Here is a 15,533-nt window from a genome sequence, read left to right as displayed (position 1 = left end):
CTCAGCGCCCGGGGGACGGCGGCTCGGACGTGGCGTGGATGTGGTCGCCCACCGCGACCACCAGGAGCCGGGTGTCCTCGGTGACCGCCCGCCAGCGGTGGCGTACGCCTCCCGACAGGAACAGCGCGTCGCCGCTCTCCAGCCGGTACGCCCGGCCCTCCGCCTCCACCTGGCAGGCGCCCGCGACCACGTACATCAGCTCGTCGTTGCGGTGCTGGTACTCGCGTCCCGCGTCCTGGTCTCCGGTGAACTCCAGCGCGTGCAGCTGATGGTGGCCGCGGACCAGGGGCCGGACACCCGGAACCGGGCTGAGCCCGGATTCGTCTCCTGCCCGTACGAGGTCCACCGTGCGGGCGGTGTCGGAGGCGGCGAGCAGCTCGACGGCCGTGGTCTCCAGCGCGTCCGCGACCCGCTCCAGGGACCGCATGCTGGGCCGGGCCCGCTCGTTCTCTATCTGGCTGAGGAAGGGCACCGACAGACCGCTGCGCGCCGAGACGGCGGCCAGCGTCAGGTGCAGCGCGCGGCGCCGCTTGCGCACGGCCACGCCCACCCGTAGCGGTTCCTTGCCGTCCTTGTCGTTCATGTCGCTCTTGTCGTTCTGATCGCCGTGGTCGCCCTTGCCGTCCCTGTCGTTCATGTCGGGGCTGCCCTCCCCTTGTCCGTCGCACATCGGTGTGCTGTAAGCACCTTACGCAGCAACCGCCCCCGGTTTCGCATGCACGGGATTCCCGTGCGTACCGGGTGCGCGCCCGTTCACCTTCCGTGGCGGGCCGCCCCATCCGGCCCCCGGCCCCGTTGCGGCATCATCGTCACCGTGACGACGACACGACGCCTGATGCTCCTGGACACCGCCTCCCTCTACTACCGCGCGTACTTCGGTGTGCCGGATTCCGTGAAGGCCCCCGACGGCACTCCGGTCAACGCCGTCCGCGGGCTGCTCGACTTCATCGGTCGCCTGGTCCAGGACCACCGCCCCGACGATCTGGTGGCGTGCATGGACGCCGACTGGCGGCCGCACTGGCGGGTGGATCTGATCCCTTCCTACAAGGCCCACCGGGTCGCCGTGGAGACCGAGAGCGGACCCGACGTCGAGGAGACCCCGGACACCCTCGCCCCCCAGGTCCCGATCATCGAGACCGCGCTGGACGCCTTCGGCATCGCCCGGGTGGGCGTCGCCGGGTACGAGGCGGACGACGTGATCGGCACGCTAACGGCCCGCGCTAGCGGCCCGGTGGACATCGTCACGGGCGACCGGGACCTCTACCAGCTGGTGGACGACGCCCGGCAGCGCCGCGTGCTGTACCCCCTCAAGGGCGTGGGCAGCCTCCAGGTGACGGACGAGGCGTGGCTGCGCGAGAAGTACGGGGTGGACGGCCCCGGCTACGCGGACCTGGCGCTGCTGCGCGGGGACCCGAGCGACGGCCTGCCGGGGGTCCCGGGCATCGGCGAGAAGACGGCGGCCAAGCTGCTCGACGCGTACGGGGACCTGGCCGGGATCATCGCGGCGATCGACGACCCGAGGTCGAAGCTGACCCCCACCCAGCGCAAGCGGCTGGACGAATCCCGGCCGTACCTGGCGGTGGCCCCGAAGGTGGTCCAGGTGGCCTCGGACGTCCCGCTGCCGGCCTTCGACCCGGCCCTTCCGACCGCGCCCGCGCAGCCCGAACTGGTGGATGCGCTAGCCCATCGGTGGGGTCTGGGGGGCGCAGTCTCCCGGCTGAGCGGCGCACTGCGCATCTGAGGTGCTAACTTAGGTAAGGCTAAGTTTCAGGGGAGTCAGGGGAGACACCGTGGCAGAAGGACGCGCCCGTACCGTCGGCACCGCCGCCGTGGTCCGCACCGAGCGGCTCACGCCGCACATGGTGCGCATCGTGCTGGGCGGTGAGGGCCTGGAAGGCTTCGGCGCGGGCGAGTTCACCGACCATTACGTCAAACTCCTCTTTCCCCCGCAGGGCGTCACCTACCCCGAGCCGTGGGACCTGGAGCGGATCCGCGCCGAGTACCCGCGTGAGCAGTGGCCGCGCCAGCGCGCGTACACCGTACGGAGCTGGGACCCGGCGCACCTGGAGCTGACGCTCGACTTCGTCGTCCACGGCGACGAGGGCCTGGCCGGCCCCTGGGCGGCGCGGGCCCAGCCCGGCGAACTCGTACGCTTCCTCGGCCCGGGCGGCGCGTACGCTCCGGCCCCGACGGCCGACTGGCACCTCCTGGCAGGCGACGAGAGCGCGCTCCCCGCCATCGCGGCGGCGATGGAGCGGATGCCGGGGGGCGCGCGAGTGCACGCTTTCGTGGAGGTCGAGGGCCCGGCCGACGAGCAGAAGATCGCCACCCCGGACGGCGTCGTGCCGGTCTGGGTCCACCGCGGCGACCGCCCGATCGGCGAGGCCCTGGTCGAGGCGGTCACCTCCCTCCACTTCCCCTCCCGCGACGTGCACGCCTTCGTCCACGGCGAGGCGGGCTTCGTCAAGGAACTGCGCCGCCACCTCCGCCTGGAGCGCGGCGTCCCGCGCGAACGCCTGTCGATCTCGGGCTACTGGCGCCTGGGCGAAACGGACGAGGGCTGGCGCGCGATCAAGCGCGACTGGAACGCGGCCGTGGAAGCCGAACAGGACCACGCCACGGCCGCGTAGCCCCTACGGGCCCCGCCCCGGTCCCCCGCGCCTCAAACGCCGGCGGGGCTGGATGGTGCGGCGGGGCTGCGCCCGGCGCCTTGGGCGCGGCCATGCCCTCAATCGCCGGGCGGGCTGTTTGCCCTGCGGGCAGCACTGTGGCGGACGGGCGCCAGCCAAATCCAGCCCCGCCGGCGTTTGAGGCGCGGGGTCCGGGGCGGAGCCCCGGCAGCGGCGCCGCACCGGGCACCGGCGGAGCCACCCCGCGCGCGGACACCAGCCCGGCGGGACAATGGCCGCATGCGTACGCTCCGCGCACTCGCGGCAGCCGGGACCGCCGCGCTCCTGGCCGCGACAGCGGGAGCGGCATCAGCCGCCCCCTCCCCGCCCCCCGCGCCGAAACCGCAGATCAGCGACGAGGCCGTCGACAAGGCCGTCGCCCGCCTCGACCAGACCATCACCGACCTGATGCGCCGCACCGGCGTCCCCGGCCTCTCCGTGGCCGTCGTCCACGACGACGAGGTCATCCACCTCAAGGGCTTCGGCGTCCGCCGCACCGACGAGCCCGCCAAGGTCGGCCCCGACACCGTCTTCCAGATCGCCTCCGTCTCCAAGCCCGTCTCCTCCACCGTCATCGCCGGCGCCTTCACCACCCCCGACGAGTGGGACCGTCACGTCACCCTCCCCGGCTTCGCCCTCAAGGACCCCTGGGTCACCGACCACGTCACGACCGCCGACCTGTTCTCCCACCGCAGCGGCCTGCCCGACCACGCCGGCGACCTCCTCGAAGACCTCGGCTACGACCAGTCGTACATCTTCGACCACCTGCGCCTGGAGCCCCTCACCCCCTTCCGCGCGACCTACGCCTACACCAACTCCGGCCTCACCGCCGCCGCCGAGGCCGTCGCCCGCGCCAAGGGCACCACCTGGCAGAAGCTCAGCGCGGACACCCTCTTCAAGCCCGCCGGCATGACCCACACCAGCACCGAGTTCTCCGCCTACGTCAACGCACCCGACCACGCCTCCACCCACGTCAAGAACCCGGACGGCACCTGGAGCCCCCGCTACGTCCGCGACCCGGACGCCCAAGCCCCCGCCGGCGGCGTCAGTTCCACCGCCCGCGACATGTCCCGATGGCTGCGGCTCCAGCTGGCCGACGGCACCCTCGACGGCAAGCGGATCATCCCCGCCGCCACGCTCGCCCGCACGCACGTTCCCCAGATCGTCTCGCAGCCGCCCACCTCCCCCACCGGCCGCGCCGGCTTCTACGGCCTCGGCTGGAACGTGTCCTACGACGACTCCGGCCGGCTGCGCCTGAGCCACTCCGGCGCCTTCGAACTCGGTACCAACGCCAACGTCACGATGCTCCCCCTGGAGAAGCTCGGCATCGTCGTCCTCACCAACGGCGCCCCCGTCGGCCTGGCCGACGCCGTCGCCCTCGATTTCTTCGACGTCGCCCAGCACGGCAAGGCCACCACCGACTGGCTTCCCCTGCTCGCGTCCGTCTACGCGAAGGAGGTCGACGAGGCCCGGTCCCCCACCGACTACGCCCACCCGCCCGCCTCCGCCAAGCCCGCCAAGGACAGCGCCGCCTACACCGGCACCTACGACAACCCGTACTACGGCAAGGCGACCGTGACGGCCGACAACAAGGGCACGCTGACCCTCGCCCTCGGCCCGAAGCCGATGCTCTTCCCGCTCACCCACTACGACGGCGACACCTTCAGCTTCGAGACCACCGGCGAGATGGCGGTCGGCCGCACCGGGGTGACCTTCGCCGACGGCACCCTGCGCGTCGAGTACCTCGACGCCACCCACCTGGGCACCTTCACCCAGCAGTAGGCGTGTGCCCCTCGCCGCATAGCCTGTCCCCGAGATGAGACGCAAAGCCCAGGTACCCCCCTCGCCCCTCCCCCAGCGCGCGGGCATCGACCCGGTGCGCCTGCGGCTGCCCGCCGATCCGGAGGGGATGTGGCCGGATCTCGGCGCCTACCTCACCGCGCGGTACGCGGGCACCCGCGGCGCGCAGTCCATCGCGCACCTGCTGGCCGCCGGCCGGGTGCTCGGCCCCGGCGGGCGGGTGCTGCGCGCGGGGGACCCGTACGAGCCCGGCGGATACCTGTGGTTCCACCGGGACATGGAGCCCGAGCCGGTGGTGCCCTTCGCGCTCCGCGTGGTGTACCGCGACGCGCACCTGCTGGTGGTGGACAAGCCGCACTTCCTGGCGACCACGCCGCGCGGCAGCCACGTCACCCAGACCGCCCTGGCCCGGCTCCGCGAGGAGCTGGACCTGCCGGAGCTGAGCCCGGCGCACCGGCTGGACCGGCTGACCGCGGGGCTGGTCATGTTCAGCATCCGGCCCCAGGACCGCGGCGCCTACCAGCTCCTCTTCCAGCGGCGCGAGGTGCGCAAGGAGTACGAGGCCCTCGCGGCGCGCGATCCGGCGTCGGCCTTCCCCCGCACGGTCCGCAGCCGGATCGAGAAGACGCGCGGGGTCATCGCGGCGGTCGAGGTCCCGGGCGGCGAGCCGAATGCCGAGAGCCTGATCGAGCTCGTCGACGCCCGGGGCGACCTGGCCCGCTACCGGCTGACCCCGCACACCGGCCGCACCCACCAGCTGCGGGTGCACATGAACGCGTTGGGCCTGCCCATCCTCGGCGATCCGGTGTACCCGCGGGTCACGGACCCGGCCCCGGACGACTACCGTCGCCCGCTGCAACTGCTGGCCCGGGTACTGGACTTCACCGACCCGGTCACCGGGACCGCCCACCGCTTCGAGAGCGGCCGCGAGCTCCAGGCCTGGTCCGACCGCACCGGCTGGGAAGCCGGCAGCCGGTGATCTACGGGACCTGGACGCCCGCGATCCGCAGCGCCGCATCGGCCGTGGCCGCGGCGAAGACCGTCACGGGACGCGCCGGATCGGAGCGGTGTATCAGCATGACGCCCTCGATGAGCCCGAACACGAGGTCGTTGCGCAGGTCCAACCCCGCCTTGTCCCCGGCCAGTTCGTCACCGACGGACGTGCCGTCGAGCAACGTCCGGTAGCCGTCCCTGAGTTCCTCGCGCATCCGGCGGAACTGCGAGAAGCGCGAACCGGCCACCTCCGGCAGCAGGTACAGCGCCCCCAGGTTGTACGGGCCCCCGCACAGCAGCAGCACGTCGGACCGGCACAGCTCCCACAGCCGGCGCGCCGCGGGCCGCTTCGCGTCGGCGAGCAGTTGCCGGGCCAGCACCAGCGAGGGTGCGACCGTGGACTCCAGCAGTTCGGCGAGGAGTTCCTCCTTGCCGCCGAAGTAGTGGTACATCGTGGCCTGGCGCATTCCAGCCCGTTCGGCGACCGCCCGGGTGGTGGTCGCCGCATATCCACGGACGGTGAACAGCTCGGCCGCCGCGCAGAGGAGTTCCTCGCGCGGCGGCCGGCCGCTTTCCGGTCTCGCCTGGTCGGCGCGCGGCCGACCGATCCGTCTCGGCCCCCCGGCCGGTCCCCCACTCATGGGCTGATCGTCGCACACAGCACGCTGATTCGATCATGGCAAGAGATCAGATCGAGCCAACCCCATCTTTAGAGGAAGCTCCAAATCCGGTTATCCGACGGAGCTGTAGGCCACCACACCCCGCAGGAGCGCGTCCACTGCCTTTCGGGCATTGCGGGCCACCGTGCTGCCGCTCTCGCCGGAGGCCGAGGGGGCCGCCGCCGCGATCTGGCCGAGCACGTCGATGACTTGCTTGCACCAGCGCACGAAGTCACCGGCCGGCATCTCCGCCTCGCGCAGCACCTCGTCCAGGCTCTTGTCGGACGCCCACTGGTACGCCGCCCACGCGAAGCCGAGGTCCGGCTCGCGCTGGCCCACGCCCTCCGTCTGGTTGATGCGGTGCTCCTCCTCCAACGCGTCGAGCCGGCCCCAGATGTGCACCATCTCGCCCAGGGCGGCCTTCGCCGCGCCGCCCGGCACCTTCGGCGCGACCGCGTCGTCGGACTGTCGCGCCTCGAAGACCAGAGCCGAGACGCAGGCCGCCAGTTCGGCCGGACTCAGCCCCTCCCAGACCCCGGCGCGCAGACACTCCGAGGCCAGCAGGTCGAGCTCACCGTACAGCCGGGCCAGACGCTGCCCGTGCACGGTGACCTCGTCCTCGCGCAGGTAGTCCAGCTCGGTGAGCAGCGCGTGGATACGGTCGAAGGTGCGGGCGATGGTGTTCGTCCGGCCCTCGATGCGCCGCTCCAGCTGCTGCGTGTCCCGCTTGAGCCGCCAGTAGCGCTCCGCCCAGCGGGCGTGGTCCTCGCGCTCGTCGCAGCCGTGGCAGGGATGCGCCCGCAGCTCGGACCGCAGCCGGGCGATCTCACGGTCGTCGGCGGCCGCGGCCCGGCCGCGCGCACGCCGCTCCGGGGTGATGTGCCCGGCCTTGGTCCGCAGTTGGGACGCCAGGTCCCGACGGGACTGCGGGGAACGCTGGTTGAAGGTCTTGGGGATGCGCATCCGGTCCAGCGCCTCGACCGGGACCGGGAAGTCGATCGCGGCGAGCCGCTTGACCTGCCGCTCGGCCGTGAGCACCAACGGCCGCGGCCCCTCCGCCCACTCCTGCCCGCGGTGCCCGTGGACCCGCCCCGCCGGCACGCCCGGATCCAGCACCAGCGCGAGCCCGGCGAACTTGCCGGTCGGCACGTGGATGATGTCGCCCGGCTTGAGCTTCTCCAGCGAACTGGCCGCCTGCGCCCGCCGCTGGGCCGCGCCCTGCTTGGCCAGCTCCGTCTCGCGGTCCTTGAGCTCGCGGCGCAGCCGCGCGTACTCCTCGAAGTTCCCCAGGTGGCAGGTCATGCCCTCCTGGTAGCCCTCCAGGCCCTCCTCGTTGCGCTGCACCTGCCGGGAGATCCCGACGACCGAGCGGTCGGCCTGGAACTGCGCGAAGGAGGTCTCCAGCAGCTCGCGCGAGCGGTGCCGCCCGAACTGGCTGACCAGGTTCACCGCCATGTTGTACGAGGGCTTGAAGCTGGAGCGCAGCGGATACGTGCGCGTACCCGCGAGCCCGGCCAGGCCCGCCGGGTCCATGCCGCGTTGCCACAGCACCACCGCGTGGCCCTCGACGTCGATGCCGCGCCGCCCGGCCCGGCCGGTCAGCTGCGTGTACTCGCCGGGGGTGATGTCGGCGTGCTGCTCACCGTTCCACTTGACCAGCTTCTCCAGGATCACCGTGCGCGCCGGCATGTTGATGCCCAGCGCCAGGGTCTCGGTGGCGAAGACCGCCTTGACCAGACCGCGGACGAACAGCTCCTCCACGACCTCCTTGAAGGTGGGCAGCATGCCGGCGTGGTGCGCGGCGATGCCCCGCTCCAGGCCTTCGAGCCACTCGTAGTACCCCAGGACGTGCAGGTCCTCGGTGGGGATGGACGCGGTGCGCGCCTCGACGAGCTCGCGGACCTTGAGGCGCGCGGAATCGTCGTTCAGCCGCAGCCCCGCGTAGAGGCACTGCTGGACGGCGGCCTCGCAGCCGGCCCGGCTGAAGATGAAGTTGATCGCGGGCAGCAGCCCGTCGTTGTCGAGGCGGGCGATGACCTCGGGGCGGGACGGGGTCCAGATCCGGCCGCGGGAGCGCCGCTCGCGCTCGCGGTCGGCCTCGCGGACCATCTTGCCGCGCCGCCTGTCCTTCGGACTGTAGGTGCGACTGTTCTCCTCGCGCGCCATCCGCAGCAGGTCGGGATTGACCTCCCGGCGCGCGGAGCCGCGGCCTCCGTGGTCGGACTCCTCCTCGAACAGGTCGTAGATCTTCCGGCCGGCCATGACGTGCTGCCACAGCGGGACGGGCCGCTCCTCCGAGACGATCACCTCGGTGTCGCCGCGCACGGTGTCCAGCCAGTCGCCGAACTCCTCCGCGTTGGACACGGTGGCCGACAGTGACACCAGCGTCACCGACTCGGGGAGGTGGATGATCACTTCCTCCCAGACCGCTCCGCGGAACCGGTCGGAGAGGTAGTGGACCTCGTCCATCACGACGTAGCCGAGGCCCAGTAGCGACTGCGAGCCCGCGTAGAGCATGTTGCGGAGCACCTCGGTGGTCATCACGACCACGGGCGCCTCGGAATTGACACTGTTGTCACCGGTCAGCAGGCCCACCTTGTCGGCGCCGTAGCGCTTGACGAGGTCGGCGTACTTCTGGTTCGACAGGGCCTTGATCGGCGTCGTGTAGAAGCACTTGCGGCCCTGCTGCAGGGCCAGGTGCACGGCGAACTCGCCGACGATCGTCTTGCCCGAGCCGGTCGGGGCGGCCACGAGGACGCCCTTGCCGGCCTCCAGTGCCTTGCAGGCCTCGACCTGGTACGGGTCCAGATCGAATTCGTACATCTCGCGGAAGGGGTGCAGAGCACTGGCCTCTTCGGCGGCGCGGATCCGGGCAGCGGCGTACCGCTCGGCGGGTGAGAGTTCTTCGGTCATCTTGAGATCGAGCCTACCCGCCGGCTCTGACAACAGTCGCGATCATTTATGTGAGGATCCGGACCGCCCCGGGCACGCACTCGGCGGTCACCGGCAGGGGCCCGAGCGGCTCCCCGTCCGCGTAGGCGGTGACCCCGGCCGCCTCCAGCGTGACCTTGGCGGCCCGGTGGACGGTGACCTTCGGATGATCGAGGTGCCTGCCCTTGTAGACCTGCGGGAAGACCTTGAGCAGGGTGGCCCTGCTGCAGTCGCCGACGACCACGACGTCGAAGAGCCCGTCGTCGGGGACGGCGTCCGCGCAGATGCGCATGCCGCCGCCGTACGAGGACCCGTTGCCGACGGCCACCAGCGTCGCCCCGGTCTCGATCACCGGCCCGTCGTCCAGGGTGATCCGGTACGGGAAGGGCCGGAAGGCGGCCAGCTCCGCGATCATGGCAAGGTCGTACTTGAACCGCCCGGCCGGCAGCCGCATCCGGTTGCCCCGGTCGTTGACCCGCGAGTCGAAGCCGGAGCACAGCACGGTCCCGTAGTACATGCCGCCCACCCGCCCCAGGTCGATCTCGCGGATCCGGCCCTCCTTGAGGGCCTCGGCGGCCAGCCGCCCCGCCCGCGCGGGCTCCCCCACGGGCAGCCCCAGCGCCCGCGCGAAGTCGTTGCCGGTCCCGACGGCGATCACCCCGAGCGGTACGAGCGTCCCCGCCAGGGCCTGGAGCGCCAGGGAGACCATGCCGTCACCGCCCACCGCGATCACCGCGCCGGTGCCCTCGCGGACGGCGGCCCGCAGCCGGGCCAGCGCGTCCGGCCCGTCCGCGCCGACGACGCCGCGCACCGAGAAACCGGCGGCCCGCAAAGCGGAAGCGGCCGGCTGCGCGCCGTGCGCGCCCCGGCCGCGTCCCGCGGTGGGATTGACGAAGAGGGTGATCTCAGAGCTCACCCGCCGGAATGTACCTGTCAGGTCGCGTCGTCGTAACCGTTGATCCGCTCGCGTCCGCCGTCGGCCTGCCCGGGCAGCGCGGCCGGGGCCGGCACCGCTTCCATCTGCCCGATCGGCGCCGGGGTCAGGTCCAGCTCGGAGGCCTCGTCGTCGTCCAGGCCCGCGTCGGGGTCGTTGCGCTTGCGCCTGCGGTCGTTGACCAGGCAGATCCCCAGCGCGATGAAGTACAGGGCCACGATCGGGGCGGCCAGCGACAGCATGGTCAGCGGGTCACCGGTGGGCGTGGCGAACGCGGCGAAGACCGTGATGCCGAGCACCATGGCGCGCCACCAGCTCGCCAGCCGCTTCGCGGTGAGCGCCCCGGTGAAGTTCAGCAGGATCAGAAGCAGCGGCAGCTCGAAGGCCAGGCCGAAGACCACGACCAGCCGTGTCACCAGGTCGAGGTAGTCGTCGACCGGCAGCAGGTTGCGCGTGTCGTCGGGGGTGAATTCGAGGAGGATCGTGGCGGTCTGCGGAAGGATCTTGTACGCGAGCACCGCGCCGGCACCGAACAGCGGCGCGCCGACCGCGACGAAGCTCATCGCGTACTTCTTCTCGTGACTGTGCAGGCCGGGGGCGGTGAACGCCCACAACTGGTACAGCCACACCGGCGCGGACAGCACCACACCGGCGGTCAGCGAGACCTTCAGGGCGATCGAGAACGGCGCGATCAGACCGTTCACGGTCATGTCGGCGCAGGGCTTGCCGTTGCGCTGCGAGACCACCCCGTCGGTGCAGCCGACGGAGTCCAGCATCGGCTTCAGCATGAAGTCGATGATGCCCTTGTAGAAGAAGGCCGCCACGACGGTGATCACGAGGATCGCCCCGACCGACTTCATCAGACGGTTTCTCAGCTCACGCAGGTGCTCGACAAGAGGCATCCGCCCTTCGGCGTCCTTGTCCGCTTTCTCCTGCTTGCGGGCAGACTTGAGCAACCCACGTCCCTTGTCTCGTTGCAGATGACTGGCGTGACCGGCGCGGCTCAGCCCTGGGCGGTACGGTTCGGCTCGCTCACGGGCCGGGAGCTCGTGACGTCACCGGGCGCGGCCTGGATGGTGCGCGGGGCGGCGGGCTGCTGCGCGGCCTGGTCGGCCACGTTCGCCGCGGTACCGGCGTCCTCCGCCTCGCCGTCCTTCTTCATGGCCTTGGCCTCGCTCTTGAGGATGCGGGCCGACTTGCCGAGCGAACGGGCCATCTCGGGAAGCTTCTTGGCGCCGAACAGCAGCACGATGACAGCGATGATCAGAAGGATCTCAAGGGGCTTCAGATTGCCGATCATGTGTGTCTTCCTTCTCACCGAAACGGCTGGTTGTGGTGGCTTCGGGCGGCCCGCACGAAAAAACCGGCGACCGACCTGCCAAGGATCGTAACCCCCGGGGGTTAACGCTCGGCAATCCCCCGGGGTACCCGCGCTTGCGCGAAGGCCGGTTGTTCACGCCCCGGTCACACGGATTCGTCCCGCTTCAAGGACGTACTCCGCGACCCGACCGGGCCAGATCCACCGCCGCCCGCTCCAGCTCCACCGAGGCATCCGAGATCCGCCGGCTCGCCCGCTCCACCTGCCCGGACAGCCTGCGCACCTCCACGAACACCCGCACGGCCAGCACGGACAGGACGGCGACCCCCAGAAAACCCAGGGCAATTGCGAACATCGGCCACAGCATGGAAGGGAGCCTAGACGAGAAGCCCCCTCAGACGCTGCGCAGGGTGCTCACGCCCCCACCCGTCAACAGCTCCACAATGCGCTCACCAGCGGGTTTACGGACCGACGCGCCACACGCGGGACAGGTGAAGGAGTAGAAGGTGGCTCTGCGGCTGCCCCCGATGGCCAGGCGCAACGCACCCGCGTCCAGCTCGAAGCGGGCACGGCAGTCGGGACAGGACGCCTTGAAGGCAACGGACCCGGACTTCTGCGACATCGACCCCGCTCCCCTCAGACCGATTCCCCGTACCCCGCGAGCGCCTCTCGAGCCGCGCTCCGCGCACTCTCCGCCAGTTCCACAGGGGCCACGATCCGCCCCTCGCGGCCCAGCCTCAGCGCGAGGCGACGCAGCGACGCCGGATCCGGACTCCGCAACGTGATCCGCAGCCCGCCGTCGGCCAGCTCCTCGGCGACATCGTGCGGGTAGTACTCGGCGACCCAACGCCCGCCCGGCCCCACCTCGACCACCACCTCCGGATCCTCCGCGGCCGGCTGGACGAGGCCCTCGGACAGATCACGCGGCTCGATGGCGGGCGGCTCGGCCCGCTCGTCCAGCAGCCGGATCTCCGCGACCCGGTCCAGCCGGAAGGTGCGCCGCGCCTCCGAGAGGTGGCACCACCCCTCCATGTACGTGTGACCCACCGCGAACAACCGGATCGGGTCGACCTTGCGCTCCGTGAGCTCGTCGCGCGCCGGCGAGTAGTAGCGCAGCCACAGCCTGCGCCGCTCCGCGATGGCCCGGTCGACGTCCGCGAACACCCCGCCCTCCGACTCGAAGGTCACCGACAGCCGGGACGAAGCCCCGGCGGCCTCGCCCGCGGCCGCCTCCAGCTTGGCGGTGGCCCGCAACAGCGCGTCCCGGTCGCTCTCCCGCAGCCCCGGCAGCGTCGCCACCGCACGCGCCGCCACCAGCAGCGCGGTCGCCTCGTCGGCAGCCAGCCGCAACGGCTCGGCGGTGGACTCCCCCGACGCGTCCGGATTGCGCCACCAGATGCGCTCCCCGTCGGTGTCGATGTCGAGCAGGTCACCGCCCCGGAAACTGGTCCCGCACATGGGCAGCACGTCGAGGTCCGAGATCAACTCGTCCTCGGTGATCCCGAAGGCCCGCGCGACGTCGGCGACGTGCGCGCCCGGGCGCTCACGCAGATACGTGACCAGGGACAGCATCCGGCGGGTCTGGTCGATGGCGTTGGCAGCCATGCTGGTACGTCTCCCCCTCAGGGCGTGCTCTTCGGATGGTGCGCTTGCGTTGCACTGCATTGCGGCGCCGCCGGATCGGCGGCCCCACCGCGACGGCCGGCGGCCGACGGTCCCTCCCGGCCGCGCGGGTCAGGCCTTGGCGACGGCCCTCAGCCGGTCCACCACGTCCGCCCGCAGATCGGCGGGCCCGACCACCACGACGTCCGGCCCGAACTCCACCAGCCAGGCATCCAGCCCGTGCCCGTACGGGATCTCCAGCTCGTCCCAGCCGTCCCCGCCCTCACGCACCGCGGTCGCCTTGGCCCGCAGCGGGTACCCCGCCCCGGCCCGCAGCCGGATCAGCGCCGAACGGTCCGCGCTCTCCCCCGCCCAGCTCGCCACGGTCTCCCGCACCGTCACCACGTCGGGCACCTCCGCGGTGTACCTACCAGCCCGCGAACGGACCTTCCCGGTGATCCGCGACAACCGGAACACCCGCTCCGCACCACGGTCACGGTCATAACCCGCCAGGTACCAGTGACCCCGCCAGCACTCCAACGCCCACGGCTCCACCTGCCGCGTCTCCGGCCGCGCCGCCGTCGACTTGCGGTAGTCGAACACCACCGGCCGCCGGTCCCGGCACGCCAGCATCAACGGCTCGAAAGCCGCCTCGTGCACCGGAATGCGCGGCTCGATGGCACTGTGCTGACCCTCGTACGGATCCCCCGCCTCCGGCATCCCGCCCGCACGCAGCTTCTGCAGGGCGCCACTGGCCGCCCCCGCCAGCCGCGCCTGCTGCCACACCTTCGCCGCCAGCCCCAGCGCCGCGGCCTCCTCGGCGTCCAGGGAGACGGGAGGCAGCCGATTGCTGTCCCGGCGCGCGAGATAACCGATCTCGCCCTCCAGGTTCTCCACCGTCTCGATCACCAGGCCGAGTTCACGCAGATCGTCCTTGTCCCGCTCGAACATCCGGTTGAACGACTCGTCGTTGCCGGCTTCGAGGTACGCCTCGATGGAACCGCGCAACTCCCGCTTGCTCAGCGGCCGGCGCGTCCCCAGCAGACACAGCGCCAGATTCATCAGCCGCTCGGCCTTGGCAATCGCCATCGACGCCCATCCCCGCTTCCCTCGTACGCGTCCGCTCGCGGACACAGCCGTGACCGTTGACCGTACCGCCCCGGCGCGCCCCGACAAAAGCGAGGGGCCCCCACCGACAGGCAGGGGCCCCTCAACCGATCAAACAGCTGCCCGATCAGGCGTCCATCAGGTCACAGACGAAGATCAGCGTCTCGCCCGGGGCGATCGCACGGCCCGCACCCTGGTCACCGTAGGCCAGGTGCGCCGGGATCGTCAGCTTGCGACGGCCGCCCACCTTCATGCCCTGGACACCCTGGTCCCAGCCCTTGATGACCTGGCCGACACCCAGCTGGAACTGCAGCGCGCTGCCGCGGTTCCACGACGCGTCGAACTCCTCACCGGTGGAGAAGGCCACGCCCACGTAGTGGACCTTGACGAAGGCGCCGACCTTGGCCTCGGCACCCTCGCCCACCCAGATGTCCTCGATCACCAGGTCGGTGGGAACCGGACCCTCGGGGAAATCGATCTCGGGCTTCTCGAGCTTGTCGCTCACGGAACTGCTCCTCAAACTTACGAACCGGTCAACCGGGACAGTCTTACATCACCGCGAGGATGTCGAGGCTGAAGACCAGCGTCGACTTAGCCGGAATGGACCCCTTCTCCTCGTCCCCGAACGCCATGTCCGGCGGGATCACCAGCAGGATGCGGCTACCGACCTTCTTGCCGGTGATGCCCTCCTTCAGCCCCTTGACCGAAAGCTGCGACATCGGCCAGGTGACCGTCGTGTCCGTGGCGTACGTGCTCTCGAAGGTCTTGTCGTCCTTCCAGACCTTGCCGTTGAACTTCACCACGACGTTGTCGGTGTCCTTCACCGCCGCGCCGTCGCCCTCCAGGACATAGTTCGACACCAGCTTCGCCGGCGGCTCCACGTCCTTCGGAACGGACACGGAGACTTCCTTGCCGTCCGTGTTCGTACCGATCTTCGGCAGGGCCTTGTCGTCCTGCGCGACCTCCTTGCCCGTGGCCGAGACCGGAACCGTCGCACCCTTGACGATGTCCACGACGAAGACCAGCGTGGCGTTCGGCTTGATCTTCTCGCCCGAGCCCTGGGCCCCGTAACCCAGGTCCGGCGGGATCACCAGCTCGACACGACTGCCGACCTTCTGACCCTCGAGGCCCTGGTCCCAGCCCTTGATGACGGCACCCGCACCGATGGTCACATCGAACGGCTGGCCACGGTCGAAGCTCTGGTCGAACGGCTCCTTGCCGTCCCACACCTGGCCGAGGTAATTGACCTGGGCGATGTCGCCCTTCTTCAGCACAGGGCCCTTGCCCTCGCTGACGGTCACCACCTTCAGCTCCTTCGGCGGCGTGCCCTTACCCGTCGACAGGGTGGGCTTCTCCCCGAACTTGGCACCCTTCGTGATCGCGGGCGCCCCGTTCTTCATCTGGGCGGAGTCGGAGCCGCTGTCACCACACGCCGCTGTCGACAGCAGCAGAAGGGGTACGACAAGCAGGCCGGCAAGTCGGCGCACGTGTTCCTCAGATCTCAGACGGCAAGCGGTCGC

At 71.1% G+C, this 15,533-nt stretch carries 16 protein-coding genes; 4 read left to right on the top strand and 12 right to left on the bottom strand.

From position 1 onward, the window contains the following. Position 1: 1 nt before the first annotated feature. Positions 2–583 (bottom strand): helix-turn-helix domain-containing protein, encoded by a 582-nt coding sequence (locus tag ACFV9H_RS30640; RefSeq protein ID WP_385404581.1) that lies wholly within the window; start codon positions 581–583, stop codon positions 2–4. Positions 584–835: 252 nt separating this feature from the next. On the opposite strand from ACFV9H_RS30640, the gene ACFV9H_RS30635 reads away from it, so the two are divergent. The 4 genes from ACFV9H_RS30635 (at position 836) to ACFV9H_RS30620 (ending at position 5,448) form a co-directional block, all read left to right on the top strand. Continuing rightward, positions 836–1,741: a 5'-3' exonuclease H3TH domain-containing protein gene (locus tag ACFV9H_RS30635; protein ID WP_385404579.1), complete on the top strand. Its 906-nt coding sequence runs from the start codon at positions 836–838 to the stop codon at positions 1,739–1,741. A gap of 49 nt (positions 1,742–1,790) precedes the next feature. Then, complete coding sequence (locus ACFV9H_RS30630) at positions 1,791–2,630, top strand: siderophore-interacting protein (RefSeq protein WP_385404539.1); 840 nt, start codon at positions 1,791–1,793, stop codon at positions 2,628–2,630. Positions 2,631–2,909: 279 nt separating this feature from the next. Beyond that, positions 2,910–4,451 carry a serine hydrolase gene (locus ACFV9H_RS30625; RefSeq protein ID WP_385404537.1) on the top strand — a complete coding sequence of 514 codons (1,542 nt, stop codon included), beginning with the start codon at positions 2,910–2,912 and terminating at the stop codon, positions 4,449–4,451. A 34-nt stretch (positions 4,452–4,485) separates the two neighbouring features. Further along, positions 4,486–5,448 (top strand): RluA family pseudouridine synthase, encoded by a 963-nt coding sequence (locus ACFV9H_RS30620; protein WP_385404534.1) that lies wholly within the window; start codon positions 4,486–4,488, stop codon positions 5,446–5,448. A gap of 1 nt (position 5,449) precedes the next feature. On the opposite strand, the gene ACFV9H_RS30615 is transcribed toward ACFV9H_RS30620, so the two are convergent. From ACFV9H_RS30615 to ACFV9H_RS30565, 11 genes are all read right to left on the bottom strand, one after another. After that, positions 5,450–6,103 (bottom strand): helix-turn-helix domain-containing protein, encoded by a 654-nt coding sequence (locus tag ACFV9H_RS30615; protein WP_385404531.1) that lies wholly within the window; start codon positions 6,101–6,103, stop codon positions 5,450–5,452. A gap of 90 nt (positions 6,104–6,193) precedes the next feature. Next, positions 6,194–9,034 carry a DEAD/DEAH box helicase gene (locus ACFV9H_RS30610; RefSeq protein WP_385404529.1) on the bottom strand — a complete coding sequence of 947 codons (2,841 nt, stop codon included), beginning with the start codon at positions 9,032–9,034 and terminating at the stop codon, positions 6,194–6,196. 46 nt (positions 9,035–9,080) lie between these two features. Continuing rightward, on the bottom strand, positions 9,081–9,968 hold the full coding sequence (locus ACFV9H_RS30605; RefSeq protein WP_385404527.1) for a diacylglycerol kinase: 888 nt from the start codon (positions 9,966–9,968) through the stop codon (positions 9,081–9,083). A 17-nt stretch (positions 9,969–9,985) separates the two neighbouring features. Then, the gene (gene tatC / locus ACFV9H_RS30600) at positions 9,986–10,942 is read right to left on the bottom strand and encodes a twin-arginine translocase subunit TatC (protein WP_385404525.1); all 957 of its coding nucleotides are present in this window, start codon (positions 10,940–10,942) and stop codon (positions 9,986–9,988) included. Between the two features lie 47 nt (positions 10,943–10,989). After that, positions 10,990–11,286 (bottom strand): Sec-independent protein translocase subunit TatA, encoded by a 297-nt coding sequence (tatA, locus tag ACFV9H_RS30595; protein ID WP_385404523.1) that lies wholly within the window; start codon positions 11,284–11,286, stop codon positions 10,990–10,992. Positions 11,287–11,470: 184 nt separating this feature from the next. Further along, entirely contained in the window at positions 11,471–11,671 is a 201-nt protein-coding gene (locus ACFV9H_RS30590; RefSeq protein ID WP_385404522.1) for a hypothetical protein, read from the bottom strand. A 27-nt stretch (positions 11,672–11,698) separates the two neighbouring features. Beyond that, positions 11,699–11,926, bottom strand: a complete 228-nt coding sequence (locus ACFV9H_RS30585) for a hypothetical protein (RefSeq protein WP_329387575.1) — start codon at positions 11,924–11,926, stop codon at positions 11,699–11,701. A gap of 14 nt (positions 11,927–11,940) precedes the next feature. Further along, positions 11,941–12,909 (bottom strand): helix-turn-helix transcriptional regulator, encoded by a 969-nt coding sequence (locus ACFV9H_RS30580; protein ID WP_385404519.1) that lies wholly within the window; start codon positions 12,907–12,909, stop codon positions 11,941–11,943. 129 nt (positions 12,910–13,038) lie between these two features. Continuing rightward, complete coding sequence (locus ACFV9H_RS30575) at positions 13,039–13,995, bottom strand: helix-turn-helix transcriptional regulator (RefSeq protein WP_385404517.1); 957 nt, start codon at positions 13,993–13,995, stop codon at positions 13,039–13,041. A gap of 145 nt (positions 13,996–14,140) precedes the next feature. Further along, positions 14,141–14,518 (bottom strand): FKBP-type peptidyl-prolyl cis-trans isomerase, encoded by a 378-nt coding sequence (locus tag ACFV9H_RS30570; protein ID WP_385404515.1) that lies wholly within the window; start codon positions 14,516–14,518, stop codon positions 14,141–14,143. A 43-nt stretch (positions 14,519–14,561) separates the two neighbouring features. Further along, on the bottom strand, positions 14,562–15,500 hold the full coding sequence (locus tag ACFV9H_RS30565; RefSeq protein ID WP_385404513.1) for an FKBP-type peptidyl-prolyl cis-trans isomerase: 939 nt from the start codon (positions 15,498–15,500) through the stop codon (positions 14,562–14,564). Between the last annotated feature and the right edge of the window lie 33 nt (positions 15,501–15,533).

Source organism: Streptomyces sp. NPDC059874, assembly GCF_042731135.1.
GTDB lineage: Bacteria > Actinomycetota > Actinomycetes > Streptomycetales > Streptomycetaceae > Streptomyces.
The sequence above is the reverse complement of the archived record's forward strand: the minus strand, read 5'-3'. Positions and strand labels throughout refer to the sequence as shown.